The organism is Aeribacillus sp. FSL W8-0870 (assembly GCF_037963755.1).
Classification (GTDB): domain Bacteria; phylum Bacillota; class Bacilli; order Bacillales; family Aeribacillaceae; genus Aeribacillus; species Aeribacillus composti.
In genome coordinates, this window is sequence record NZ_CP150165.1 from 427,501 (window position 1) to 452,802 (window position 25,302).

The 25,302-nt window shown below is 39.6% G+C and carries 24 protein-coding genes, 3 tRNA genes, 2 rRNA genes and 2 pseudogenes (1 of these 31 only partly in view); 24 read left to right on the forward strand and 7 right to left on the reverse strand.

Annotation, left to right across the window (positions count from 1 at the left end):
- The 10 genes from NSU02_RS02225 to ltrA form a co-directional block, all read left to right on the forward strand.
- Positions 1-1,624, forward strand: a 23S ribosomal RNA gene (locus NSU02_RS02225) (it extends 1,308 nt beyond the left edge of the window).
- A gap of 139 nt (positions 1,625-1,763) precedes the next feature.
- Positions 1,764-1,879, forward strand: a 5S ribosomal RNA gene (gene rrf / locus NSU02_RS02230).
- A 31-nt stretch (positions 1,880-1,910) separates the two neighbouring features.
- Positions 1,911-1,987: transfer RNA gene (locus tag NSU02_RS02235), tRNA-Met, on the forward strand.
- A gap of 2 nt (positions 1,988-1,989) precedes the next feature.
- Positions 1,990-2,065 (forward strand) — tRNA-Asp (locus NSU02_RS02240).
- Between the two features lie 152 nt (positions 2,066-2,217).
- Positions 2,218-3,225 (forward strand): thiamine-phosphate kinase, encoded by a 1,008-nt coding sequence (thiL, locus tag NSU02_RS02245; protein WP_144598519.1) that lies wholly within the window; start codon positions 2,218-2,220, stop codon positions 3,223-3,225.
- A complete protein-coding gene (gene tsaE / locus NSU02_RS02250) occupies positions 3,212-3,688 on the forward strand; it encodes a tRNA (adenosine(37)-N6)-threonylcarbamoyltransferase complex ATPase subunit type 1 TsaE (RefSeq protein ID WP_144598518.1) in 477 nt (158 codons plus the stop codon). Before thiL ends, tsaE begins: the two co-directional genes overlap by 14 nt.
- The gene (gene tsaB, locus NSU02_RS02255; protein ID WP_066248096.1) at positions 3,669-4,364 is read left to right on the forward strand and encodes a tRNA (adenosine(37)-N6)-threonylcarbamoyltransferase complex dimerization subunit type 1 TsaB; all 696 of its coding nucleotides are present in this window, start codon (positions 3,669-3,671) and stop codon (positions 4,362-4,364) included. Before tsaE ends, tsaB begins: the two co-directional genes overlap by 20 nt.
- The gene (rimI, locus tag NSU02_RS02260) at positions 4,334-4,813 is read left to right on the forward strand and encodes a ribosomal protein S18-alanine N-acetyltransferase (protein WP_063388681.1); all 480 of its coding nucleotides are present in this window, start codon (positions 4,334-4,336) and stop codon (positions 4,811-4,813) included. Before tsaB ends, rimI begins: the two co-directional genes overlap by 31 nt.
- Positions 4,813-5,832, forward strand: coding sequence for a tRNA (adenosine(37)-N6)-threonylcarbamoyltransferase complex transferase subunit TsaD (tsaD, locus tag NSU02_RS02265; RefSeq protein ID WP_339194054.1), 1,020 nt, complete (start codon positions 4,813-4,815; stop codon positions 5,830-5,832). Before rimI ends, tsaD begins: the two co-directional genes overlap by 1 nt.
- 597 nt (positions 5,833-6,429) lie before the next feature.
- A complete protein-coding gene (ltrA, locus tag NSU02_RS02270; protein WP_094245397.1) occupies positions 6,430-7,689 on the forward strand; it encodes a group II intron reverse transcriptase/maturase in 1,260 nt (419 codons plus the stop codon).
- 304 nt (positions 7,690-7,993) lie between these two features.
- Here the strand turns inward: ltrA and NSU02_RS02275 are convergent, their stop codons facing one another.
- Positions 7,994-9,916: an ABC-F family ATP-binding cassette domain-containing protein gene (locus NSU02_RS02275; RefSeq protein ID WP_066248100.1), complete on the reverse strand. Its 1,923-nt coding sequence runs from the start codon at positions 9,914-9,916 to the stop codon at positions 7,994-7,996.
- 311 nt (positions 9,917-10,227) lie between these two features.
- Between NSU02_RS02275 and NSU02_RS02280 the strand changes: the two genes are divergently transcribed.
- The 3 genes from NSU02_RS02280 to tatC are packed head-to-tail and all read left to right on the forward strand — an operon-like array spanning position 10,228 to position 11,826.
- Positions 10,228-10,869 (forward strand): redox-sensing transcriptional repressor Rex, encoded by a 642-nt coding sequence (locus NSU02_RS02280; RefSeq protein WP_063388684.1) that lies wholly within the window; start codon positions 10,228-10,230, stop codon positions 10,867-10,869.
- Positions 10,870-10,883: 14 nt separating this feature from the next.
- Positions 10,884-11,057: a twin-arginine translocase TatA/TatE family subunit gene (locus NSU02_RS02285; RefSeq protein ID WP_063388685.1), complete on the forward strand. Its 174-nt coding sequence runs from the start codon at positions 10,884-10,886 to the stop codon at positions 11,055-11,057.
- A 22-nt stretch (positions 11,058-11,079) separates the two neighbouring features.
- Positions 11,080-11,826: a twin-arginine translocase subunit TatC gene (tatC, locus tag NSU02_RS02290; protein WP_066248101.1), complete on the forward strand. Its 747-nt coding sequence runs from the start codon at positions 11,080-11,082 to the stop codon at positions 11,824-11,826.
- A 92-nt stretch (positions 11,827-11,918) separates the two neighbouring features.
- On the opposite strand, the gene NSU02_RS02295 is transcribed toward tatC, so the two are convergent.
- The 3 genes and pseudogenes from NSU02_RS02295 to NSU02_RS02305 all read right to left on the reverse strand — a co-directional run bounded on the left by NSU02_RS02295 (position 11,919) and on the right by NSU02_RS02305 (position 14,450).
- Positions 11,919-12,122 carry a YdiK family protein gene (locus tag NSU02_RS02295; protein ID WP_063388687.1) on the reverse strand — a complete coding sequence of 68 codons (204 nt, stop codon included), beginning with the start codon at positions 12,120-12,122 and terminating at the stop codon, positions 11,919-11,921.
- A gap of 4 nt (positions 12,123-12,126) precedes the next feature.
- Positions 12,127-12,858 (reverse strand): type II CAAX endopeptidase family protein, encoded by a 732-nt coding sequence (locus tag NSU02_RS02300; RefSeq protein WP_339194057.1) that lies wholly within the window; start codon positions 12,856-12,858, stop codon positions 12,127-12,129.
- A gap of 226 nt (positions 12,859-13,084) precedes the next feature.
- Positions 13,085-14,450, reverse strand: a pseudogene (locus NSU02_RS02305) (ISLre2 family transposase).
- A 372-nt stretch (positions 14,451-14,822) separates the two neighbouring features.
- Here NSU02_RS02305 and groES point away from each other — a divergent pair.
- The 10 genes from groES (at position 14,823) to NSU02_RS02355 (ending at position 21,718) form a co-directional block, all read left to right on the forward strand.
- Positions 14,823-15,107: a co-chaperone GroES gene (groES, locus tag NSU02_RS02310; protein ID WP_063388689.1), complete on the forward strand. Its 285-nt coding sequence runs from the start codon at positions 14,823-14,825 to the stop codon at positions 15,105-15,107.
- 53 nt (positions 15,108-15,160) lie between these two features.
- On the forward strand, positions 15,161-16,783 hold the full coding sequence (gene groL / locus NSU02_RS02315) for a chaperonin GroEL (protein WP_063388690.1): 1,623 nt from the start codon (positions 15,161-15,163) through the stop codon (positions 16,781-16,783).
- 193 nt (positions 16,784-16,976) lie between these two features.
- Positions 16,977-17,276, forward strand: a complete 300-nt coding sequence (locus NSU02_RS02320) for a hypothetical protein (RefSeq protein WP_339194060.1) — start codon at positions 16,977-16,979, stop codon at positions 17,274-17,276.
- Positions 17,277-17,371: 95 nt separating this feature from the next.
- Positions 17,372-17,581: a hypothetical protein gene (locus NSU02_RS02325; protein WP_063388697.1), complete on the forward strand. Its 210-nt coding sequence runs from the start codon at positions 17,372-17,374 to the stop codon at positions 17,579-17,581.
- 301 nt (positions 17,582-17,882) lie between these two features.
- Positions 17,883-17,957, forward strand: a tRNA-OTHER gene (locus NSU02_RS02330).
- Between the two features lie 96 nt (positions 17,958-18,053).
- Complete coding sequence (locus NSU02_RS02335; RefSeq protein WP_339194063.1) at positions 18,054-18,221, forward strand: hypothetical protein; 168 nt, start codon at positions 18,054-18,056, stop codon at positions 18,219-18,221.
- 67 nt (positions 18,222-18,288) lie between these two features.
- The gene (locus NSU02_RS02340) at positions 18,289-18,597 is read left to right on the forward strand and encodes a type II toxin-antitoxin system PemK/MazF family toxin (RefSeq protein ID WP_339195643.1); all 309 of its coding nucleotides are present in this window, start codon (positions 18,289-18,291) and stop codon (positions 18,595-18,597) included.
- 460 nt (positions 18,598-19,057) lie between these two features.
- A complete protein-coding gene (locus tag NSU02_RS02345) occupies positions 19,058-19,549 on the forward strand; it encodes a hypothetical protein (protein WP_339194065.1) in 492 nt (163 codons plus the stop codon).
- Positions 19,550-19,695: 146 nt separating this feature from the next.
- Entirely contained in the window at positions 19,696-21,306 is a 1,611-nt protein-coding gene (locus tag NSU02_RS02350; RefSeq protein WP_339192846.1) for an IS1634 family transposase, read from the forward strand.
- A gap of 268 nt (positions 21,307-21,574) precedes the next feature.
- Positions 21,575-21,718, forward strand: a complete 144-nt coding sequence (locus NSU02_RS02355) for a hypothetical protein (protein ID WP_339194067.1) — start codon at positions 21,575-21,577, stop codon at positions 21,716-21,718.
- A 190-nt stretch (positions 21,719-21,908) separates the two neighbouring features.
- On the opposite strand, the pseudogene NSU02_RS02360 reads toward NSU02_RS02355, so the two are convergent.
- Positions 21,909-23,026: pseudogene (locus tag NSU02_RS02360) on the reverse strand (IS3 family transposase).
- Between the two features lie 193 nt (positions 23,027-23,219).
- Positions 23,220-23,726 (reverse strand): hypothetical protein, encoded by a 507-nt coding sequence (locus tag NSU02_RS02365; RefSeq protein WP_339194069.1) that lies wholly within the window; start codon positions 23,724-23,726, stop codon positions 23,220-23,222.
- Between the two features lie 504 nt (positions 23,727-24,230).
- On the opposite strand from NSU02_RS02365, the gene NSU02_RS02370 reads away from it, so the two are divergent.
- The gene (locus tag NSU02_RS02370; protein WP_339194071.1) at positions 24,231-24,797 is read left to right on the forward strand and encodes a transporter substrate-binding domain-containing protein; all 567 of its coding nucleotides are present in this window, start codon (positions 24,231-24,233) and stop codon (positions 24,795-24,797) included.
- A gap of 72 nt (positions 24,798-24,869) precedes the next feature.
- Here the strand turns inward: NSU02_RS02370 and NSU02_RS02375 are convergent, their stop codons facing one another.
- Entirely contained in the window at positions 24,870-25,091 is a 222-nt protein-coding gene (locus NSU02_RS02375) for a helix-turn-helix transcriptional regulator (protein WP_339194073.1), read from the reverse strand.
- Positions 25,092-25,302: the final 211 nt, after the last annotated feature.

Consider the following 25,302-nt stretch of genomic DNA (forward strand, 5'->3'; position numbering starts at 1 on the left):
TAGCGAAAGAGGGGTGAGAATCCCCTCCGCCGAAAGCCTAAGGTTTCCTGAGGAAGGCTCGTCCGCTCAGGGTTAGTCGGGACCTAAGCCGAGGCCGAAAGGCGTAGGTGATGGACAACAGGTTGATATTCCTGTACCACCTCCTCACCGTTTGAGCAATGGGGGGACGCAGGAGGATAGGGCAAGCGCGCGGCTGGATGTGCGCGTCCAAGCAGTTAGGCTGGCAAGCAGGCAAATCCGCTTGCCGTGTGCTTGAGCTGTGATGGCGAGGGAAAGGAAGTACCGAAGTTCCCGATTCCACACTGCCAAGAAAAGCCTCTAGCGAGGTGAGAGGTGCCCGTACCGCAAACCGACACAGGTAGGCGAGGAGAGAATCCTAAGGTGAGCGAGAGAACTCTCGTTAAGGAACTCGGCAAAATGACCCCGTAACTTCGGGAGAAGGGGTGCTCATCAAGGTGATAAGCCATGATGAGCCGCAGTGAAAAGGCCCAGGCGACTGTTTAGCAAAAACACAGGTCTCTGCGAAACCGTAAGGTGAAGTATAGGGGCTGACGCCTGCCCGGTGCTGGAAGGTTAAGGGGAGCGCTTAGCGAAAAGCGAAGGTGCGAACCGAAGCCCCAGTAAACGGCGGCCGTAACTATAACGGTCCTAAGGTAGCGAAATTCCTTGTCGGGTAAGTTCCGACCCGCACGAAAGGCGTAACGATCTGGGCACTGTCTCAACGAGAGACTCGGTGAAATTATAGTACCTGTGAAGATGCAGGTTACCCGCGACAGGACGGAAAGACCCCGTGGAGCTTTACTGCAGCCTGATATTGAATGTGGGTACAGCTTGTACAGGATAGGTAGGAGCCAGAGACGCGTGAGCGCCAGCTTGCGCTGAGGCGACGGTGGGATACTACCCTGGCTGTACTGACATTCTAACCCGCGCCCCTGATCGGGGCGGGAGACAGTGTCAGGTGGGCAGTTTGACTGGGGCGGTCGCCTCCTAAAAGGTAACGGAGGCGCCCAAAGGTTCCCTCAGAATGGTTGGAAATCATTCGGAGAGTGCAAAGGCAGAAGGGAGCTTGACTGCGAGACCTACAAGTCGAGCAGGGACGAAAGTCGGGCTTAGTGATCCGGTGGTTCCGCATGGAAGGGCCATCGCTCAACGGATAAAAGCTACCCCGGGGATAACAGGCTGATCTCCCCCAAGAGTCCACATCGACGGGGAGGTTTGGCACCTCGATGTCGGCTCATCGCATCCTGGGGCTGTAGTCGGTCCCAAGGGTTGGGCTGTTCGCCCATTAAAGCGGTACGCGAGCTGGGTTCAGAACGTCGTGAGACAGTTCGGTCCCTATCCGTCGCGGGCGCAGGAAATTTGAGAGGAGCTGTCCTTAGTACGAGAGGACCGGGATGGACGCACCGCTGGTGTACCAGTTGTCCCGCCAGGGGCACCGCTGGGTAGCTATGTGCGGAAGGGATAAGCGCTGAAAGCATCTAAGCGTGAAGCCCCCCTCAAGATGAGATTTCCCATCGCTAAACGCGAGTAAGATCCCTTGAAGATGACGAGGTAGATAGGTCCGAGGTGGAAGCGTGGTGACACGTGGAGCTGACGGATACTAATCGATCGAGGACTTAACCAAGAAAGAGCATCTATTCGTGAAGGAACCGTTATCTAGTTTTGAAAGAATGATATTCAAAAAAGTGTTGACAACTGCGATCAAAAAGTTATAATAGTAGTTGTCCATCGAACTGAATGGAACAATGAATAGAAAAAAATTGCTTGGTGGCAATGGCGAAGAGGTCACACCCGTTCCCATCCCGAACACGGAAGTTAAGCTCTTCAGCGCCGATGGTAGTGAGGGTTTGTCCCTTGCGAGAGTAGGACGCTGCCAGGCAATTCATTTGAATATAAGCTTTCTAAATTATCGCGGGGTGGAGCAGTCCGGTAGCTCGTCGGGCTCATAACCCGAAGGTCGCAGGTTCAAATCCTGCCCCCGCAACCAATGGTCCCGTAGTGTAGCGGTTAACATGCCTGCCTGTCACGCAGGAGATCGCGGGTTCGATTCCCGTCGGGACCGCCATTACAACAATATACGAACAACTAACGAAACGTTCAACGTTTCGTTTTTTTATTTTATGAATATCTTGGATAAGCTAAACATATGCGGTAAACTATACAAGAGGATTGAATTGGATTCTTTAGGAGAGCATCTTTTAAAGAAAGAGGTTTTATATGTCAATTCAGGATGAATTTGAGTTTATCCGAAGTATTCGGCCAGCACATTATTTTCATGAAGGCCTTGTTGTCGGAATAGGTGACGATGCCGCAGTTTACACACCGAATAAAGGTTTTCAGCAAATAGTCTGCACAGACACAATGGTCGAAGGGGTTCATTTTTTACGTAAAACAATGGAGCCTTTTGATATCGGCTTTAAATGTTTGGCAGTGAACATTAGTGATATTGCCGCAATGGGCGGGATTCCAAAGTATTTTTTAGTTTCCATTGCGATTCCCTCTCGATGGCACGAGAAAGACTTACAATCTATATACAAAGGAATGGCAGATGCCGCAGAAAAATATAAAGTGGATTTAATCGGTGGAGATACTGTTTCTATTGCTGATCACCTCGTCATCACCGTCACCTTGATTGGAGAAGTTGAACGCGGGAAAGCCCAATTGAGAAGCTCAGCAAGACCGGGGGATGTGGTTTTTGTTACGGGTACTCTGGGGGATTCAGCTGCTGGATTGCACCTTCTATTAAACGATGAGTTCAATTTGCCGGAGGAAGATTATCAATATTTAGTATCTCGCCATAGACGTCCGAAGCCGCAAGTAAAAGCGGGCAGGATTATTTCTGAAGTGGATCGGGCGAGCCTTAATGATATTAGTGACGGTATTGCAAGCGAATTGAATGAGATAGCTGACATGAGCAACGTACAAATCGTCGTACATAAAGATCTTCTTCCATTAAGTGATTCAATACAATTATTGCCGTTAGAAAAGCAATTTGAGTGGGCTATCACTGGAGGAGAAGATTTTGAACTGGTAGGAACGACTTCTAAACATTCCTTTGAAGTATTGAAAAAAAAATGCGAGCAAGAAGGAATACGCATAACGAAGATCGGAGAAGTATTTGAAGGCAGCCCATCGGTTTATTTGCAAGAAAAAAATATTCGCAAACGGCTATTAAGCAAAGGCTACAATCATTTTAAAAAAGGTGATTCATTTGGATCAATTTGAAATAAAAACAACAAATCCTGAAGAGACAGGGAATATGGCGATGAAGCTGGCTCAGCACTTACAAGCGGGCGATGTGATTACGCTTGAAGGAGATCTTGGAGCAGGCAAAACTACATTTGTGAAAGGACTGGCAAAAGGTTTGGGCATTGGCAGAACAGTGAACAGTCCTACTTTTACAATCATGAAGGAGTATACAGACGGCAGACTGCCGCTTTATCATATGGACGTTTATCGGATTGAAAATAGCGATGAGGATTTAGGGTTTGATGAGTTTTTTGATGGAGACGGTGTAACAGTTGTAGAGTGGGCGCATTATATAGAAGATCAACTGCCGGAGGAAAGACTGGATATATTCATCCGTTACATTCAGGACAATGCAAGATCTCTAATTTTTAGGCCGAAGGGAAAAAGATATATTAAGCTGTGTAAGGAGTTTTTCACTGATGACGGTATTAGCGATTGATACATCAAACGACTGTTTAGGCATTGCGTTAGTAGACGAAACTAAAATTATTGGCGAATATATGACGAACTTGAAAAAAAACCATTCTGTTCGTGCAATGCCGGCAGTTGATTATCTTTTGAAAGAGTGCCACGTTCAGCCCAGCGACTTAACAAAGATTGTGGTTGCCCAAGGTCCTGGCTCTTATACTGGTGTGCGAATCGGTGTAACAATTGCTAAGACGCTTGCATGGGCTAGAAACATTCCTTTAACGGGCGTTTCCAGTCTTGAAGTGCTTGCGCTGAACGGGCGTTTTTTTGACGGATTGATTTGCCCTTTATTTGATGCAAGAAGAGGACGAGTTTATACCGGGCTGTATGAATTTAAAGAAAACATACTTTGTGTGAAAGAAGACAGAAATATTCTGCTAGAAGATTGGTTGAATGAAATAAAACAGCTCAAAAAGCGGGTGCTCTTTTTAGGGAATGATGTTTCTCTTCATTTAGATCTGATCAAAGAAATAATGGGTGAGTTGGCAGTCATCGGGGATCCGTCATTGCACCAGCCGCGTCCGGGATTGCTAGGTTTGCTGGGAATGACTAGAGAAGCAGTCAATGTTCATCAGTTTGTGCCAAATTATTTAAGGTTAGCAGAGGCGGAAGCGAAATGGATCGAGCAGCAAAAAACGTCAACATGATTAATAATCAAGTAAATGTTCGAAAAATGACAGTTGAAGATATACATCGTGTTTATGAAATCGAACAGCTGTCATTTTCGGTTCCTTGGACAAAGGAATCATTTTATCGGGAATTGGTCCATAACCATTTTGCTACTTATTTAGTAATAGAATATGAAGGAAAAGTTGTAGGTTATTGCGGTTTATGGGTGATTGTTGATGATGGGCAGATTACCAATATTGCTATTTCTCCAGCGTATCGGGGAAAAAAGCTGGGAGAGACCCTGCTTAGAAGCGTTTTAAACGTAGCAAAAGAAAAAGGAGCCAAAACCGTTACATTAGAAGTCCGAGTTTCGAATACGGTTGCGCAATCATTATATAAGAAATTGAATTTTGAACCAATCGGAATCCGGGAAAACTATTATACGGATAACCAAGAAGATGCGATATTAATGCAGGTGAATTTATAATGAAAGATCGATTAATTTTAGGAATTGAAACAAGCTGTGATGAAACAGCAGCTGCCATTGTGAAAAACGGAAAAGAAATTGTTGCACAAGTCGTTGCTTCCCAAATTGAAAGCCATAAACGTTTTGGCGGAGTCGTTCCAGAAATCGCTTCACGCCATCATGTCGAGCAAATTACTCTCGTATTAGAAGAAACGTTAAAACAGGCGAATCTTTCGTATCACGATTTGAACGCCATAGCCGTGACAGAAGGACCGGGGCTGGTTGGTGCATTATTGATTGGAGTCAATGCCGCAAAGGCTTTAGCTTTTGCGTATGATCTTCCACTAATCGGAGTACATCATATTGCAGGACACATTTATGCGAACCGTCTTGTGAAAGAATTTTCTTTCCCGCTGATTGCATTAGTTGTTTCCGGCGGCCATACAGAGCTTGTCTATATGAAGGAGCACGGTTGTTTTGAGGTGATTGGGGAAACACTTGATGATGCAGCAGGAGAGGCTTATGATAAAGTAGCGCGAACATTAAACCTGCCTTATCCGGGCGGGCCTCATATCGACAGGCTAGCACATGAAGGAACTGCTTCCATTGATTTGCCGCGAGCATGGCTTGAAGAAGGCTCGTTTCATTTTAGTTTCAGCGGGCTGAAGTCAGCGGTGATTAACACTCTTCATAACGCGGCGCAAAGAGGGATCACGATAGATCCGAAAGATATGGCTGCAAGTTTTCAGCAAAGTGTTGTAGAAGTTTTAGTGGAAAAAACTGTTCGTGCCAGTGAGAAGTATCAAGCTAAGCAAGTTCTTTTATCAGGCGGAGTAGCGGCGAATAAAGGATTAAGAACTGCTATGGAGAAAGCATTCAAAAAGAAAAAAGGGATCGACCTCGTCATTCCACCATTGTCCTTATGCACAGATAATGCGGCCATGATTGCAGCTTTCGCTGATGTACTTTATGAAAAAGGAATTTTCGGTGATTATCGTATGAATGCTCATCCTGGATTGGAATTAACGTCATATATATAGAGGCAAAATAGGGTCGAATGAACAGCGGCCCTATTTTTTTGTTTGTGCGCCCGGCATGTACATGAACTATAGGGTGTAAGTCCCGAACCCCGAAGACAGAAGTAGAGGTTAGCCAAGAGCAAGGGTGTCCGTGGTGACGCGGAATCTGAAGGAAGCTGGAGGCAAAACACCGGTCCGAGGAACACGAACCTCATATAAGGCTAGGTATGATTGAGTGAGTTTGCGAAACAAAACAAAGCTCTTTCTGTCGAAGGTCATATCGAGTAAATGAGGCGGATAGATGGTGTGAAAGTGCATGTACTTACCCGGGGAGGTCTGGCTGGCACGCCAAGTAACCTTGGTAACCTATCTAGTGATAGATAACTGAACAGTCAGAAGTCAGCAGAAGTCATAGTACTCTTTTCGAGCTCGAGACGAAAGAGGAAGGACTGAACAATTAAGGAGAACGAATCGCTAGGCGTTCACCTTCTGTGTGGAAGCAGACAATCCGATAGGACTTACTTGAAGGAGGAAGTGGTGAATCCCACGGGGGACTTCAAGAGGGTGGAGCAGAAGATGGCACAAATAGAAGAATTCGTTCACGTGGAGAGGATATCAATGTTGATGGAAATGATTTTGTCACGGGAAAATCTCCTGGCGGCACTGAAACGAGTCGAACAGAATAAAGGAGGTCACGGAGTAGATGGCATGTCCGTAAAAGACCTACGAAGACACCTCTACGAAAATTGGGACTCCATTCGACAGTCGTTGAGAGAAGGAACCTACAAGCCCTTACCCGTCCGTCGAGTCGAAATCCCGAAACCGAACGGTGGAGTAAGACTTCTAGGGATCCCTACCGTGACGGATCGTTTCATCCAACAAGCGATTGCCCAAGTGTTGACGAAAATCTTTGATCCGACCTTCTCGAACCATAGCTATGGTTTCCGACCAGGTAGAAGGGGACATGATGCGGTTAGGGAAGCAAAGGGTTATATCAAAGAAGGATATCGTTGGGTAGTCGATATAGACCTAGAGAAATTCTTTGACAAGGTGAATCACGACAAACTGATGGGGATCTTGGCGAAAACGATCAAAGATCGAATTCTACTGAAGGTAATTCGCCGGTATCTTCAATCAGGCGTGATGATCAATGGAGTGGTAATGGAAACGGACATGGGAACGCCTCAAGGCGGCCCGCTTAGTCCACTTTTATCAAACATCATGCTTCATGAATTGGATAAAGAGCTTGAGAAACGTGGACATAAGTTTGTTCGGTATGCGGATGACTGTAACATCTATGTGAAAACAAAGAAAGCAGGAATTCGTGTCATGAACTCCATTACGAACTTTATAGAGAAGGAGTTAAAGCTCAAGGTAAATAAAGAGAAATCGGCGGTAGACCGTCCTTGGAAACGGAAGTTTCTCGGTTTCAGCTTCACACTCAATAAGACTCCAAAGGTACGGATTGCGAACGAAAGTGTGAAACGTTTGAAGAACAAGATTCGTGAAATTACATCAAGGTCGAAACCGTATCCAATGGAGAAAAGGATTGAGAAACTGAATAAGTATTTAATGGGATGGTGCGGATATTTTGCCTTGGCAGAAACACCAAGTAAGTTCAAAGAATTTGATGAATGGATTAGACGAAGGCTTCGGATGTGTTTGTGGAAAGAATGGAAAACCCCGAAAACAAGAATTCGGAAACTCAGAGGATTAGAAGTTCCAAGCCATAAAGCATTCGAATGGGGCAATACACGCAAGAAATATTGGCGGATTGCCTGCAGTCCCATTCTACACAAAACCCTCGACAACTCCTATTGGAAGCGTCGAGGGTTAAGAAGTCTATTCGAAAGATATCAAGCACTACGTCATACTTAATTGAACCGCCGTATACCGAACGGTACGTACGGTGGTGTGAGAGGTCGGGGGTTAGTCACCCCCTCCTACTCGATTAACCACAGGTTATCCACAAAGAAAATCTTCATTTTGGATAAATAAGACGAAACATTGAAATAGAAGAAGAAAAAACAAGGTGAAACATGTGGATAACTAAAGGGGTTTGTTGTGGATAATGTGAACAAATAAGAAAAATATTATAAGGTAAGGAACTAATGATGTGGATAACTGTTTGAGAGAAACATGCTGAAGGAAACAAAATAAATAAAAAACCGGCATGAGCCGGTTATTCAGAAAGAAGTGATTCCCATTCCTCTATCAGCTGATCTAGTTGTTCCGTTAACATGACATTTTGATCATGAAGTTTTTGAGCTTTTTCATGATCTTGGTATATATTTGGATCGCAAAGCATTTCATTGTTTTCAGCGATCGCTTCTTCAATTTCTGCTATTTTGTTTTCAAGTTCTTCAATGCGGCGCTGTCTTTGCCGTTCCTTTTTTTTCAATATTTTTTCTTGTTCATAAGATAATTTTCCTTGTTTTTGCTCTTTGGTTTCGATAGTTGGTTCTTTCAACTGTTCAAGCTCGATCATCTCCGCTTTTTTTGCAATGTAATAATCATAGTCCCCGATATATTCGGCAATGCCTTCTGTGGATAATTCAAAAATTTTGGTCGCGATTTTGTTGATAAAATAACGATCATGCGAAACAAACAAGATTGTTCCAGGAAAATTTATCAGAGCGTTTTCCAATACTTCTTTGCTGTCGAGATCCAGATGATTCGTAGGTTCATCCATGATCAGAAAGTTAGCTTTTTTTAGCATTAATTTCGCTAAAGCGAGCCGAGCTTTTTCTCCTCCGCTTAAAGACGAGACGGTTTTCAGCACTTCATCTCCTGAAAAAAGAAAATTCCCTAAAACCGTTCGGATTTCTTTTTCTGTTTTTTCGGGATAGTCATCCCACAATTCATCTAAAACCCGTTTAGATGAAGACAAATCCGCTTGTTCCTGGTCATAATATCCGATTTGGACATTAGATCCAAACTGAATTTTTCCGCTCAGCGGCTTTAAGCGGTTGATGATCGTTTTTAATAAGGTAGATTTTCCAACTCCGTTTGGCCCTATTAAGGCAATTGAGTCCTTCCTGTTGATCGAAAAGTTAATATTTTTCACGATCGGAGTTTTTTGATCGTAGGAAAGGGACAAATCAATGGCTTTTAACACGTCATTGCCGCTTTGCTTTTCGATTTCGAAGGAAAAGCTGGCTGACTTCTCGTCCCCAGCGGGTCTGTCCAGTATTTCCATTTTCTCAAGCATTTTCCTTCTGCTTTGCGCACGTTTCGTTGTCGATGCTCTTGCTAAGTTTCGTTGAATAAAATCTTTCATCCGCGCGATTTCTTCTTGCTGTTTTTCAAATTGTTTTAATTCCCTTTCGTACGCTTCCGCTTTTTGTTTTAAATAAGCGCTGTAATTCCCAACATACTTCGTACAAACTGTTCGTGATATTTCATAAACAGTGTTGACAACGCGATCTAAAAAGTACCGGTCGTGGGAAACAATTAGAACCGCTCCATTATAATGCTGTAAATATTGTTCGAGCCAGTTTAATGTTTCCATGTCAAGATGGTTTGTCGGCTCGTCGAGTATGAGCAGATCCGGTTTTTTCAACAGGAGCTTTCCGAGTGCTAACCGGGTTTTTTGTCCTCCGCTCAAAACCGAAATTTTAGTTGAATAGTCGTAATCAGCAAACCCTAATCCATGCAGCACAGAACGGATATCCGCCTCATATTGATATCCGCCATTTTCTTTATATAAATGTTGGAGTGAATCATATTCCTTCATTAAGCTTTGCAAAGCATGAGAATCTCCAGCTGAGGAGATAGCTGCCATTTTTTGTTCAATATTTCGCAGCTCAGCTTCGATGTTCCGCAACTCTTCAAAAACGGTTAGCATTTCATCCCATATCGACTTAGTTGATTCTAATCCTGTGTTTTGTGCCAGATAGCCGATTGTTAAATCTTTTGGCTTCACAATTTCACCAGAATCAAAGGGCATTTCACCGGCAATGATTTTCAATAATGTTGATTTTCCGGCTCCATTGCGGCCTACAACGGCGATTTTATCTCCTGTTTGGATTTCCAGCTTAATATTCGATAAAATAAGGTCAGCACCATAATATTTTGTGATTTTGTTTAACTGCAATAAAATCATCCATAGTTCACCTCAATCTTTGCTAGAATAAGTGTAGCCTATATATTTGACTGCAGGCAACTGACCTGATGAACAAAAGGACAAGAAATTGTAACAATCGTTCAAAAGACACGAATAAAAAAATAGTGTATAGTTTTTATATAAGGAGAGTTTGGAGAAAAAACAAATAAAAAGAAATGTAGACGAAGAAGAAGATCAGGATGGAAGCGTTATCAGTCTGATATTGTTTCATACAGGCGAGCAGCCGCTTGCTAGAAAACATAGTTAAAAACAAAATTAGTCAGGTTGTTTTGGATTGCGAGGGATGAGCATTGAATCAAGATCAATCTAAGATACCGCAAGCAACTGCAAAAAGATTACCTCTATATTATCGGTTTTTGCAAAATTTACATGCCTCGGGAAAACAACGTGTTTCCTCTCAAGAACTGAGTGAAGCAGTAAAAGTAGATTCTGCGACAATTAGAAGGGACTTTTCATATTTCGGAGCGCTGGGCAAAAAAGGTTATGGATATAATGTCAATTATTTGTTATCATTTTTTAGAAAGACTCTTGACCAAGATGAGTTGACCAAAGTTGCCCTCATTGGCGTCGGAAATTTGGGAACAGCTTTTTTAAATTACAATTTTACAAAAAATAACAACACACAAATTGTTATTGCATTTGACATTAATAAACGAAAAGTAGGAATGAAAATTGGTGGAGTTCCAATTTATCATTTGGATCAGCTAGAAAGTGAATTGCCTGATGATGTGCCTGTTGCGATATTAACGGTCCCGGCAACCGCCGCTCAAGGAATAACGGATCGATTAGTGGAAAAAGGCATAAAAGGCATTTTAAATTTTACGCCGGCTCGCTTAAATGTTCCGGATAAAATTCGGATTCATCATATCGATCTATCTGTTGAACTTCAGGCTCTTGCATATTTTTTAAAACATTATTCGAATGAAGATTGAAGGAGTGATATTAAATGCCAACAATTGGAATTGGAAGCTTGCTGTTGATTGTATTTGCAGCTCTGCTTGTTTTCGGGCCGAAAAAACTTCCTGAGCTTGGAAAAGCTATAGGAGAATCATTAAAGGAGTTTAAAAGTGCCACGAAGGGCTTAGCAGACGATGATGAAGAAAACAAGAAAAATGAATAGCAAGAAGAATGGATGAATAATGATGAGCGAAAAAAAAATGTCCGTGTTGGAGCATATAGCGGAGCTTAGAAAACGGCTGATTATTGTAGTCGTTTTCTTTTTCGTTGCTATGATTACTGGCTTTTTCATAGCGAAGCCAATTATTGTTTTTTTACAGCAAACTGATGAAGCAAAGCAATTCGCCTTAAATGCTTTTCGTCCTGCAGATCCATTGATCGTTTATATGCAGATTACATTTATTATTGCTTTAATTCTAACTTTCCCTGTTTTATTGTACCAGCTTTGGGCGTTTATCAGCCCAGGACTGTATGAAAAAGAAAGGCGGGTCACATTAAGCTATATACCGTTGTCGGTTGCTTTATTTCTTTTAGGAATAAGCTTCTCTTATTTTATTTTGTTTCCTTTTGTCATCGATTTTATGGGGCGGCTTTCCAATGATTTAAACATTCAACAAATGATAGGAATAAATGAATACTTTCGTTTCCTGCTGCAGTTAACATTGCCTTTCGGACTGTTGTTTCAGCTTCCCGTTGTCATTATGTTTTTAACAAGACTCGGGATCATCAATCCGGCGTTTTTGGCAAAGGTTAGAAAATATGCGTATTTTGTATTGCTTGTTATCGCAGCGATTATTACGCCGCCTGAAATTGTGTCGCATTTAATGGTCACGATTCCGCTATTCATTTTGTATGAAATAAGTATCATTGTTTCAAGATTTGCTTACAAAAAAGCACAGTCTTCTCAAATAAAAGAATCAGATCAAAAGTAAAACCGATGGGCTGTTATAAACATATCCCTCTTGTGAAGACAGTATAGGCTTTTTTCCTACTGTCTACACAAGAGGGATAATATCATTACACCTCATCGGTTGTTTTTTGCTTTCCGAATTTTATATGAGAAAGTGAACATGCGGATGGAAACAGCAAAATCAAACGTGGCTAAAATCATTAAAATCATATTTGTAGCTGTCCACATACCATTTTCAGCATGATGAATTGCTAAATATGTAAATAGAACTCCCATGATAAAATAGAAGAGTCCCATGGAAACGGGATGAAAATTCATAATCTTAGCTGCCTCCAATAATGATTTGTATTTGTTCCATTTGCTTCATCATGTTTTCAATCTCATCATGATAAATTGTTTGAATGATGACTACGATTGTATTCATCATTGTATGGGCAAAAATAGGGACTAATATGCGTTTTGTTTTATAATATAAAAAAGCGAACGTAAACCCCATTGCTGTATAACGCAATAAAAGTTCAGGTTCCCCATGCACGATGCCGAACAATAGCGAGCTGACAAGCGCGCCGATCCAAAAATTCGTTTTTTGATAAATCACCCCGAAAATAATTTTTCGGAAGATAATTTCTTCAAGAATCGGTCCTATTATTGATGTGACAATAATCAAATAAGGCGTTGCTTCAATTAAATCCATAATAACTTGAGTATTTTCCGACATCGGATTAACTTTAAGTACATATATTTCAATATTGCCAACGATTGTTTGAATGAAAAAAGCTAAAAAAACTCCGAAAACAGCCCATATGGCAGATTCGCCGAAAGAAGCTTTTTCAATCCGGACATTATTTTTCCGTTCATGACGAAGGAGAAATAAAATAATGACGAACGCAGCAGTAAAACTTGTAATCGACCAATATGCTTGCGCTTGAAAAAGTCCTGCATTGAGATTTTCATCGTCGCCAACACCCAGTTCATAAAAAAGGGGAACTCCAATATAGGATGAGAGCTGCATAATGATGTACGTAATGATGATCCACCAATATTGATTTTTCACGAATAGTTCTCCTTTATAAAAGATTCATATGACTATTTTAACACACAATGTTTTAAAGAAAGAAAAACAATTTTAACAAGAGTCAGTCAAGACTTTGTGGGAACTTTTTTGGTTCGCTGAAAACAGGTGTAAGTCATAGATTGGCGAACCATTTTTTTGAATTTCATCCGTAAGCGCTTTCGGACTCTCATCCCTTGCCATGACAGACCGATATGTATACCTTTTTTTACCATCCCTTGAGTTCAGACAGGGCATGATAGATCGGAGTCCCGGACGATTGCTGTAAATATGGCTTGTTTCCGCGTTACCTCCGGAAGAAGACGGCGGACGCGTTGTTTCGCCTTGTTCACGATCGTCTGTTTGGTAGATGCCGTTTCCTCCGCCGGATGCGACGATTCTTCTCCGAAACGACGTCCGAAAAGACGAATCCCATCCATCCGGGCAATCATTGCCTTGAAAAACGTCCTGAGTCCCTTGTCTGTCCAACTGCGGCGGTATTTCACCCGATACGCCAGCTGGCTCATCACGCTTTCAGCCCTCCCCATCGGATACATGCCCGTTGTGTCCACTCCTTGCTCCTTCAGCCATTCCCGGTAATCACGGATGCATCCCGGCATCGATTCAATCCGGTGGATCAAGGCAGCCAGCTGTTGTTCTTTCGCTTCGTCCCCCAGCGTGCCGAGGGCGCTGTTCAGTTCCACAAGCAACCCCTCTTCATCCTGCTTCGCCAGCTTTTGCCGAATCGCCTGCCACCGTGGATGGCCCGAGAGGCATTGGCGCAACTCACGCGCCACGTGGAATCGATCCAATTGGAAGCAGACCCGTCCTTTGAAATACTCCTGGCACGCGGTAATCCATGGAGCGCCGTCCCCGTTGATGACAAGAAGATCCCGACACGGATCATAGGCATATTCGTTCATCAAAAATTCCTCGAAGCCTTCCCACACCTCCCTCTTGCCCTCATGGACGTAATGGCGCTGATTCACGAATTCGATCCGTGAGCCGTTGCGCTTCCACCCTTCGTGAACGGTCAGGATTTTGTCTTCCTTGGCCCGTTTTCCCTTCCCTTGGCGAGAGACAAACAGTCCATCGGCCTCCACAAACAGCACCCGTCCATATCGCTGGTCAACCGGGCAGTGCAGCGGAACTTCAGCCTCGAGCACCAACTGGCGGATCGCCTCATGGCTCATCACCGGATACCCGACCATCTGGGCAAGCGTATGAGCCGCTTTGCGATAGGAAGAGCACTCCACAGCCAATCCCACCGCTGTTTCTTCTAGACAAGGGCTGATTGACTGTGATCCATCAAACGCTAAAAAGGAGTCAAGCAAAAACGTGTAACGGTTTTGTTCTCGGTCTAAATAGTAGTTTCGCTCAAAGGTAACTTCGCCAAACAGGGTTTGAATCGTGGTGCGTCGTTTGTCTTTCAAGTGGTACCGGCGCTTGTCCCGGGTTTCCGCCAATTGTCGGTCGATGTCCTCCAACAAAGCCGTAAACAGCTCGGTGAAGGCGTTTTGCAAGGCTCGAAACAAATCAAGTTCGATCTCTTTCCATGTCAACGAATTTGTGGTAAGATGTTGTTGAATATTCATGGGACTCTCTCCTCCTGTTTGATGGTGTGGACAATGATCATCTTACCAGGGAGAGAGTCCTTTTTCATGTTTCCTGCTTGGGATCCTACCGCGCTTCGCTTGCTGGCCCCGATGAGGGGGATTGCGAACCTACGTTCCCAACCCCCTCATCGGGGAACTTCTAAGAATTTCTCCCACAAACATTTTACTCACACTTTTAACAAGGAAAGCACTTAATGGAGGATGTTAAAATTTTTTTAAAAGAGACTTGAAAAATAGAGGAGGTTTCTTTAATATAATAATTGGTGTTAGCACTCGATAGCAATGAGTGCTAATAATGAATAAGGAATAAATTTTGAAAATCTCAAAAGATATTTGAGGAGGTTGTTTCCCTTGTTAAAGCCATTAGGTGATCGCGTTGTAATTGAACTTGTTGAAACAGAAGAAAAAACAGCAAGCGGCATCGTATTGCCTGACACAGCTAAAGAAAAACCTCAAGAAGGTAAAGTAGTAGCAGTTGGTACTGGTCGTGTATTAGACAGCGGTGAACGTGTTGCAGTTGAAGTTGCTGTTGGCGATCGCATTATCTTCTCAAAATACGCCGGCACAGAAGTAAAATATGACGGCAAAGAATACTTAATTTTGCGTGAAAGCGACATTTTGGCTGTGATCGGCTAATAGAGACAGCCCAATATCATAGACAATTTAAATTTTGAGGAGGTTTTCGCAACATGGCAAAAGAAATTAAATTCAGTGAAGAAGCACGTCGTGCAATGCTGCGTGGTGTGGATAAATTAGCAGATGCGGTTAAAGTTACTTTAGGACCAAAAGGCCGTAACGTTGTTCTTGAGAAAAAATTCGGTTCTCCGTTAATTACAAACGATGGCGTTACGATTGCAAAAGAAATTGAATTAGAAGATCCATTTGAAAACATGGGTGCAAAATTAGTTGCAGAAGTTGCTAGCAAAACAAACGATGTTGCTGGGGACGGTACAACTACTGCAACAGTTTTAGCTCAAGCAATGATCCGCGAAGGACTTAAAAACGTAACAGCTGGCGCAAACCCAATGGGTGTACGTAAAGGAATTGAAAAAGCAGTTGCTACAGCTGTTGAAGAATTAAAAGCAATTTCTAAACCAATTGAAGGAAAAGAATCAATTGCTCAAGTTGCTGCTATTTCTGCTGCGGATGATGAAGTAGGTAAATTAATTGCTGAAGCAATGGAACGTGTTGGTAACGATGGCGTTATCACTATTGAAGAATCTAAAGGTTTCACTACTGAGCTTGACGTTGTAGAAGGAATGCAGTTTGACCGCGGATATGCTTCTCCATACATGGTAACAGATTCTGATAAAATGGAAGCTGTTCTTGAAAATCCATACATTTTAATTACTGACAAGAAAATCTCTAACATCCAAGAAATCTTGCCAGTTCTTGAGCAAGTTGTACAACAAGGCAAACCTTTATTAATCATTGCTGAAGATGTTGAAGGCGAAGCTTTAGCAACATTAGTTGTGAACAAACTTCGCGGTACATTTAATGCTGTAGCTGTAAAAGCTCCTGGATTCGGTGACCGCCGCAAAGCAATGTTAGAAGATATCGCCATTTTAACAGATGGTGAAGTTATTACAGAAGATTTAGGTTTAGATCTTAAGAGCGCTACTATTTCTCAATTAGGCCGCGCTGCAAAAGTTGTTGTAACGAAAGAAACAACTACAATTGTTGAAGGCGCAGGCGCAAGCGACAAAATTGCAGCTCGCGTAAATCAAATTAAAGCTCAATTGGAAGAAACAACTTCTGAATTTGATAAAGAAAAACTTCAAGAGCGCTTAGCAAAATTAGCTGGCGGCGTAGCAGTTATCAAAGTTGGTGCCGCTACTGAAACAGAATTGAAAGAACGTAAACTTCGCATCGAAGACGCTCTTAACTCCACTCGTGCAGCAGTGGAAGAAGGAATTGTCTCCGGTGGTGGTACAGCTCTAGTTAACGTTTACAAAAAAGTTGCTGAAATTGAAGCAGAAGGCGACGTTCAAACTGGTGTAAACATCGTTCTTCGCGCTTTAGAAGAGCCAGTTCGCCAAATCGCTCACAACGCTGGTTTAGAAGGCTCTGTTATCGTTGAACGCTTGAAAAAAGAAGAAGTTGGAATCGGCTTTAACGCTGCTACAGGCGAATGGGTGAACATGATCGAAGCTGGTATCGTTGACCCAACAAAAGTAACTCGTTCTGCTCTTCAAAACGCAGCATCCGTTGCCGCTATGTTCTTAACAACTGAAGCAGTTGTTGCTGACAAACCAGAAGAAAACAAAGGTAACGGCAACCCAGGCATGCCTGACATGGGCGGAATGATGTAATAATTGCCAAGAGAACTAGTCGCAGAAACAAATATATTCAATCGTAAGGACTACTTCCTATAAAGAAGGGAGGTAGTCCTTTTTTGTTGCTCAAATTTGCATATCAAGATTTTTTAGAAGATCGGAAATTCAAAAACACAACAAAAGCGAACATAAGAAATTATGAAACGCTTCTAGGTGAATTTATCAACTATTGATTGATGGTCAATATGCTTATAAGGAAGAAGAACTTTTTAAGCCGAATGAGGATATTTTAAAGAAATTTAATTATGATGAAAAAGCTGCACATGCCTACATAGACGAACAATGGAAAAAGAATGTGATTGAGTTTTTTAATGATAAACCTGAATATGCGGAAATGTATATGCATTACATAATTAATTTTAGGCAGTATAAAGAAGTTCCTTTTGATGATGATTTTTACCGTTATTGTACTTTGAAGTTGTTGCAGCAAGGCGATTGGATAGAGTTTGAGATTAAGAAGGTAATATAATCAATTAGAAAGGTGAATTGAATGAAAAAAATTGAAATTCCTAGTTTAAATGTACTAAATGTGGTTTAAAAATCCCGTATGAGAAAGCTGGAGAAATGGAATGTGGACAGTGTTCGTTTGAGGATTGGGAGAATGGCTTTAAGGATAAACATGCTGTTTTTAGTGATTATTGTGATGCCGGGCAAGAAATATTTGATACATACGAGGAAGCAAAGGCAGAATTTGAACGAAGAAAAAATGATGAAAACGAAAATGGTGTAGATGTTTACTTATGCAAGGTAATTGAAGAATATCATGCTAAGTGAAAGGGAATAAATCAAATGTTTAAAATGATAGATCACAAAAAGTTATCACAGCTATTATTTCTTTGATGTGGTGTACTGTATTTGCGGCTTTAGCGTGTGGAATTGCTTGGTTGATTGAAACGCTATTTAAAGTAAATGTTAATTATTATGTAGCTGGTGGAATTGGCGTGTTTATTTATGTGTTATTGTTTTTGATTGCGTTGAACCAATATTTGTTTATGAAGAAATTTAGTAATGAGATTGAAAAGAATTGGTGATGAAAACTACATTCTGGGAATGTGGTTTTTTATTTTTTCTTTTTGGACTCGTAGCTCAACGGTTAGAGCAGCCAGTTTGAATACTGTGCGGTTTGCAGGTTCGAATCCTGCCGAGTTCACCGTAAAATGTGTTTTCTCTTGTCGAAGTTACTAGGAAATTCCTCCTATCATTCTCGAAATATGGTAAAATATAGAGAAGATTGGAGGATGATAGAATGAGTATTGAAGAAAAAATGTCAAAACTTGTTAAGGAAGTTCAAGATCTAAAACCAAAAATGAAAGAAGAATACTTTCCTAAAGCAGAGGGGATTATAAAAAATATACCTATTGAATGCTCATTACATGAATTAGCAATTCAAAATCAAAAAAAAAAGAAATGCTAATCCTAATAAAATTCATCCTATTCAAGTTAAACGAGGTCAAATTTACAATGCTCTAATTGGAGAGAATATAGGTAGCGAACTCTGTGAAAATCATTTGGTCTTAATATTACAAAACGACACCGGAAATATGTTTGCTGATACCGTTAATGTATTAACGATTAAAGGTGATGGAAATAATATTAACGAAACGTTTCATGTCAAACTCACTAATAATGATATGTATTATGGCAAACTAGATAAAGATCCATCTAGAATAAATGTTACAGAAATACTAACAATTGATAAAGCTCGATTAGATAAAAGAGTAGGTAAGATAAAAAATGAATTATTCAAAGAAATAAATAAAAAAGTAAAAAATCAATTAGGTTTAAAATAAATCTATTGACAAACCCTTATATAATACTTTAAAATGGACTCATAAAATTTATTTAGCCTTAAACAAGGCAAATGGCTCAATCTTTTGAGTTTTGTTAGGGGGAGAAATTGTCTTCCCCAATTTCATTTAATAATCATATTTTTGTCAACAGTGCATAAAATATTTACACCATTTCAAAAAATTATTTAGTCACTTTAGTGACAATAGGCTTCCAAATGGAAGTTTTGTGTATCTTTGAAATGGGGCAGGAGTTTTGTCTCCTGCTTTTATCAGTCATTAAAGACCTCCTCAATAACCATATGGAGGTCTTTTTCGTTGTAAATTTTTTAAAAAAGAAGGAATTTTGTAATGCCCTATTGAATTATGCTAACGTATAATTCAATAGTTAATCAAAAAATTAATAAAAATTGTGTATAAGCATCCTTTTTTCAGGGTGCTTTTTTTATTTGGAGGGAAGAAGATGATAAAAGCCAGTGATTTGTTTGAAATAAAGACGGAAACAGTAAGTGAATCTGATTATAGTGTAACATTTGCTCATTATATAAAGCTAAAAGGAACAGATGAATGGCAGTACATTGGAGCAGTACAGTATTTTGCCAATGGCGATATTGATTTAGTGGTGATGCAATTTATCAGGAGGGAAGAAAATGAACGAAATAAAAATAAAGTAAGAAAATGTTACTTGAAATACTTTCTTAAATTAAATGAGAATCATTTGTTAATATTAAGAGTTCTTCGTGATATTTGTATTGCTAATGATTATAACCTTCGTCAAATTGTATCAGTACATGAAGATTATCGAAATAATAAAAAAGAATATGATTACCTTCATAAGAAGGGTTATATCGACCTTTATTGTGATACTGTGAATGAATCAAATCGACATGCTTCATTAACCGAAAAGGGAATAAAATTTGTACTCAAAAATCTTGGCTTTCTGACTCAAGTTTGACACCATTTCACTACATGTGGATAACTAAAGGTGATTATACCAATAGTTATCCACTTTTTTTATCGAAAATATAATCATTATGTAGTGTTATGTGGATAACTTTTGTATATCCAATAATATGTAATATATGTTATACTATTAGTGCTATGTATATTCGAATTAATAAGCAAAAAAATAAAAATGGTTCTGTTCGTCAATATCTACAAATATGTCGTACATTTCGTGTAGACAATAAAGTTCGGCAACAAACGCTTTGTAATCTAGGGAGGTTAGAACATTTATTAGAGAATGGCTCTGTCGATAACATAATCGAGGGATTAGCCAAATTTTCAGAGCGTTACTTTGACCGAATTCACGGGCAAGGGTCTTCCTCTTCTGTCTCCGTGCTTTGGACAAAAGAGTTTGGGCCGGTTTATCTGTTCCGAAAGGTATGGGAAAAGTTAGGGCTTGGTCGGCTATTACGTAAAATCATGGATGATTCCGAGGCTGCTTCTCAGTATGACGAAGCCATTTTTGCCATGGTGTTAAACCGTCTCATGGATCCCAATAGTAAGCATTATATCTTCAAACAATGGATCGACACGATTTATGCAGAAGGTCTTTCAGACATCCAACTCCATCACTACTATCGTGCATTAGACTTCTTAAGTGAACAAAAAGAAAAAATTGAGGAACAACTTTATGGACATTTAACCGATTTAACCTCATTAGAAGTAGATATCGTGTTTTACGACACGACAAGCACCTATTTCGAAGGAGAGGAAGCAGACGAACTGCTGGCTCACTATGGTTACTCCAAAGATCATCGTGGAGATCGAAAACAAGTCGTGATTGGCTTATTAATGACCAAAACAGGGATTCCGATTGGGCATCAAGTCTTCCCTGGAAACATGCATGATACGAAGACATTTGGCATGGTGGTTGGAGACCTGAAGAAGCGCTATCCTATTCAGAAAGTCATTCTAGTGGGAGACCGCGGAATGGTTAGTGAAGCCAACTTAGATCAAATTCGTGAACTGGGCATGGAATATATTGTGGGTGTCAAATTACGAAAGTCGAAGAAAGCCCAAGAGCTATTATCCATCCGTGGGCCATATAAGAAGGTTCTCCCGAATCTAAAAGTGAAGTCAAAGAAAATCGATGGCGAAACGTATGTACTCTGTTACAATCCGGACGCTGAAGAACGTGATCGAGCGAGTCGTCAAGTCGTGTTAGAAAACCTTCAATCGAAGCTTGATGAACTCGGTCCATCTGGACTCGTCAAAAACCGTGCGTATTCCAAGTTTTTAACGATAGAAAAAGCATCGGCCAAAATTGATGAAGAGAAGGTATCCAATGACGAAAAGTTTGACGGAAAGTACGCCATTCGGACCAACTCGTCATTAACGGATGAAGAGGCAGCACTTGCCTATAAAGAGTTGTGGAGAGTGGAACAAGCCTTTCGTAACCTGAAGTCGAATCTAGAACTTCGCCCGATGTACCATCGAGTGGAATCTCGTATTCGAGGCCATATCATGGTTTGTTTCCTTGCGCTTGTCATGGAATCCTTTTTGGCCTATAAGCTAAAAGAAATAGGATGCCAAACAAGTGTAAAGGATATTTTGCATGATGTAAGCCAGATGAAGGCCTCGAAAATACGCGTGAATGGTGAAGAGCAAATCGTTCGTACAGAATTACAAGGTCAAGCAAATCTAGCATTTGAAGCACTTGTCACACAAGCGCCTCCTAGAGTATTAGAAAAAAACACGTGCCACTAACAAGTGTAGTGGTACGTGTTGTGGGTAAAGTCCAAAACACCAGTATTTTCGGGCTTTTCTTTAGTGTACTCTGTCAAACTTGAGTCTGACTGATGATGAACTTGAACAATTAAAAGAAATTATCAATAATTCACCGAAAAATAATATAACAAGTGATCAACTTAAATTGATAAATAGATGATAAATACGCTGTGTTAGGAGATGATATATGAAGAATTTTTGTGTTGAGAAGATCGAATTTATTAATAATGAGGAGTTTAAGGTTATAGTGAAGCTTATACATAAAGGAGAAGAAAAATATTTTGTAAAAAACTTTGGTAAAGACTATATGGAGAGGAGTATTAGCGAACTGGAACAGATTATGAAAGGAATTGTTTTTGATTGTATTTTAGATGGCGTGTGTAAATTGTAGACAATTCTTATTTTTTTAATTATATAAGTGAATTATTATATGTTTATATAAAACATCCTTTTTCATCTGGTAACAATGTTACATTTTCATTAAATAGATATTCGTTGTCTTCATCTCTGTGAATTTTTAAGTATAATCCAAAGTAGTAATACTCCCACTTTTTACATTAAATTGGTATGTCAACACTAAACTAGACAATTTTTTTGAGGTGTTTCTCTTTGTACTCCACCGGGCTTAAATACCCAAGTGTTCCATGTATTCTAATATGATTAAACCAATGAACATAATCATCTAATTCCAGTTTCAATTGGTCTAAATTTTCGAAATATCTACCCTTAACAAATTCTGTTTTGATAATTTTAAAGGTTGCTTCAGCTACTGCGTTGTCATAGGGGCAGCCCTTCATGCTTAACGACCGATTAATCTGAAAAGTATCTAGAGCTTCATCAATTGTCTTGTTCTTGAATTCATTGCCTCTGTCTGTGTGGAATCATTGAATTTGCCGTAAATCTGCTTTCACGGTCGATAAAGCTTGGTAGACTAGCTGGGCATTTTTGTTTGGGCCTGCACTATGACCAATAATTTCTCGATTATAAAGATCGACAAATAAACAGATGTAATGCCAGCTTTTTTCTACTCTAACGTATGTTAAGTCACTAACCACAACTGTTCATTCTTTTTGTTGATCAAATTCTCGTTTTAACACATTTTCAACTTTTGATTCATTGCATTTATCTACATGAGGTTTAAACTGGGCAACCGTATAATTTGATACTAGCCCGTTTTCTTTCATGATTCTGCCAATTCTTCGTCTTGAGGCAATCATACCAAGCTTCTCTAATTCATGTTTGATTTTACGTGTACCATAGTTTTTTCGGCTTTTCTGGAAAATTTCCAGAATGGCGGCTGTCAGTTTATCTTCTGCATTACTTTTTTCTTTTGCTTCGTAATAATAGGTGCTTCTTGGAAGTTGTAGGACATCGCACATTGCTGATATCGAGTATTTGTGTCTGTTATTCTTGATCACATTTACTTTTGTCCTAGTATCAGCGCGGCTTGCTTTAAAATATCATTCTCCATCAATAAACGCTTGTTTTCTTTTCGAAGCTGGATCAATTCATTTTCTTCTGGAGAACGATTGTCCTTTTCCTTAAATGAACCGGATGTTTGGCTTTGTTTGATCCATTTGTCCAAGGCTGAAGGCGTTAAATCATATTCACGAATAATATCTTTTCTTGGTTTCCCATTTTCATAAAGCTTGACCATTTGAGCCTTGAATTCTACAGTGAATGTTCGTCTGTTTCTCATTTTTAAACTCTCCTTAACTGTGGTAGTGTTGAAGTAGACCACCAAAACAGTGGGTTTGCGACGAAACTTGACATGGAGCTTCTGCGGGCATGCTTTCCCAGCCAGGAAGTCAGATGATGTGTTCATCTGTCTCGCCGACAAGGCTAGCATCCCCGCCACTCCACGTAAAGTTTCTAGTACGGATCCTTTATGTTTAATAAGCAGTATACCCAAATTTGGTGTTTAGTCTACTTGACCTTAATTTTATTGTCCAGTTAAGTGTAGCCGATTCAAATGTGTAGTCTTTGTTGGTTTCTCCATTAATCTTTAATTCAGGTTGAAAACTCATTGTAGTATTGTTAGCTGTTGCGTCAATCATTAAATCTTTGATAGCAGTATCGGATTTTCCAATATTATAAACGTCAATTTTTATTTTTAATTCTAAAAATGAAGCTTCATCGGGAGTTGCTATCTTTTCTACGTCAAAACCATTTTCATTTACAAAATTTTTATAGTAATTAAATTTTCCAGATGACTCATTGATCCCAGTTCTAATTTTAGGCTTATTTTGAATATAATCTTTGATTAAATTTAAACAAAAACCTAATACAACACCAATTAATGTCATGAAGGGTAATAATAACTTCATATTAATTAAATTTATTAAACAAAAGCCTAGTACAACTCCTATCAGTATCATGAATGGCAAAAGTAACTTCATATACTTACTCCTTTATTATTGTACTGTACAACATTAGGATTGAAGTCTACTCATAAAAGTTTATTCTTCCTCTTCAACCTCAACCAGTTCCGCAAGATCATCCACTTTATACCCTACAATTTTCGCTAAAATAAAGGCTTTCTCTAAAGTCGGGAAACTTACTCCATTTTTTCAATTCCAAAGCTGTTTTTGTTGCACATTTACGTGTTTTCGTATGTAATCATTCCGCAATTCACTCTTTTCAATTAGTTCCCCAATATTGCTTTTCAGTTTGTATTTTTTCATCACTCATCACCATTTAAAATAATTCCACTCGTTTCATTTTTTCCTTCGTCCAAAATAAATAATACAGTTATAAATAAAAAGAGTTAATGTAAAAAGATTATCCATTTCGTATTGTCCAAGTAAATGGACTAAAATTACGCTCATAAGGGACGGTAAGTTACCGTTCCTTTTTTGGTTCACATAGTAATGTTATAATTAGTAGGAAAATTTCGTAAAGAGGTGATTAAGTTTGAAAAAAATTTGCTTTTAACAATATTTTGTTTGGTATTTATGAGTATGATAGGTTGCAGTTCAGAAAAAACTGTTGAAGAAAATAAAACAAAGGAAGAGCAACAAGTGCAAAGTAAAATTGAAAACAAGGCAAAGTACGATATAGATAAAATTATTGTTCCTGTTCAGACAGAATGGACAAACGATTTAAAAGTATATCGAGACTTTAATATCGCAGTAATAAAAGAAATGGCTCAATCAAATAATATTCCAGTTGAACTAAGAGAATTTCCTACATTTGACGATGTGATTATTGCTTTAAAACGTGGAGATGTTGATGTTGTGCCGGGTATTGATAACCTCGTAGAAACAGATTTAACTAAGACGTATACATATTTTACGGGAGCTATATATCTCCCTAATGGAGAAGAGTTTGTACCGAAGAAAAGCTATGCAATGGCAGTAAGAAAAAAAGATACAGAACTTTTAAAATTTTTCAATGATATGATCTTAAAGTTTAAAGAAACAGGTAAATTAGAAAAAATCCAACAGGAATATCTAGGAGATCGAAATTAAAGAGAATTTCGTTCAAAAAGGTAACCGTTTACGAATATTAACATGGACAATAGCGTTAATAATTAAGACCACTCATTTCGAGTGGTCTTTTTCATCATCAATATATTCAATAAGATCCTCAACTTTGCAATCCAAAGTTTTACACAACTTGTTTAAAGTATCAAACTTTATTCCATCAGTTCCCTCATTGTATATCTTTGCAATTCCATTCCGATGCAACCCTGTCATTCTTGCCACATCTGAAATCTTCAACCTTTTCTCTCCCATTATCCTTGAAAGATGTACTTTAATCATTATTTTATAATATCCCCATTGACTACTTTACACTTTTTTGTAACTATTTTATAATGTAAATATCTTAATTAAAATAGGAAGTAGTCAGTATGTTTTAAATATATTTATAACTGTGATTTATATATGTTTGGATTTAAGTCAATATTTTGGACACCAATAAGTGAAATTTAATTTTGATCTCATGCCATATTTTTCATGACATCGCTGGTCG